The sequence below is a fragment of the Roseiconus nitratireducens genome, from assembly GCF_008629675.1.
GTDB lineage: Bacteria > Planctomycetota > Planctomycetia > Pirellulales > Pirellulaceae > Stieleria > Stieleria nitratireducens.
This window is the reverse complement of sequence record NZ_VWOX01000065.1, coordinates 1-1112: the sequence shown is the minus strand read 5'-3', so window position 1 is coordinate 1112 and position 1112 is coordinate 1. Positions and strand designations below refer to the sequence as shown.

General features: G+C 58.5%; 1 protein-coding gene. It reads right to left on the bottom strand.

The window, feature by feature from the left end; genetic code table 11:
* Positions 1 to 1112, bottom strand: a 1112-nt coding sequence (locus tag FYK55_RS28710; RefSeq protein ID WP_161604831.1) for a LamG domain-containing protein, incomplete at both ends; no start/stop codon positions are given.

The following is a 1112-nucleotide window of genomic DNA, read 5'->3' as shown; positions in this document are numbered from 1 at the left end:
TAGGCCTGCTCCAGGAACAGCCCCTGGGCGTAGGAGGAATCCGTGTGGTCAGGCGAAATCAGCACATCGCCGGATCCCGACACCGACTGATCCCCGCGGAAGTAGACGCGCGATTGACGTCCCACGGTCATCGTCGAATTGAGTTCCAATCCGTTGTCGATGCGGAGGAAATCTCGATAGCCTTCCAACGAAATCTCCGTGTCCAACCGCACCCCATCCAGCCGGTTCGAACCGTTGTTGCTGACCTGGATCAGATCAGGCACGCCTTGCCAGGTTGCCGCATCGCCACCGGCGACCTCGTTGGCCGCAACCAATCCGGCGGTTTCTTCAAACTGCCAGTAGCCGATCAAGCCGGCTTCGGAACCCGTCAACATCTGGTTGTAGTTGGCTGCAATCTCCGCCGGCGTCCGGGCGACCGACCAGAGTCGATAATCGTCAATTGTCCCGTAAAAGTTGGCATCGTTGACGTACTGGCTGTGGCCGAAGTAGTTGCGGCTGCGAACGCCGTTGGAAGGAACGGTGATGGTGGTGCTTCCGATCTCGGTTCCGTTCTTGAACAGCTTCAGATCGCCACCGGGCGTGATCGTCACCGCGAAATGCTGCCACTCGTTGAGCGAGAGGGCATTGGAAACACGCAACAGGCGACTGCCGTTGTTGTAAAACTCCAGATCATTGGTCGTGCTGTAGCGGTTCAAAAAGAAATTGTCGTCCGCGGGGCCGTTCCCAAAGTCGAACAATCGCTGGTAGTATCCGACCGAAGTTGGATGAACCCAGCCTTCCCAGGTGAATCCTTCGGTGAAATCGAAGTTCCTTTCCGGGAGTGACAGGTAGCGGGCCGAATCAAGCGTTGCTCCGCCACCGAACTGGCCTGTATCCCACCGGCCATCTTTCTGGCCGTCGATCACTCCGCCACGAATGGTCCCACCATCAATGTCCAAGCGGCGGATCGGAGTGCCCGGACCGATCTCGAGCGTTTCGCCGCGGTTGTCCAACGTCCCACGGACGATCAGCAAGACGCTATCGAGATTCAACGAATCCAGCTCGGCGGTCGTCAGCGTGCCGTCCAAGTACAGGTTCGAACCCGACAGCGAGAAGTCGCCCAATTGCAGGGC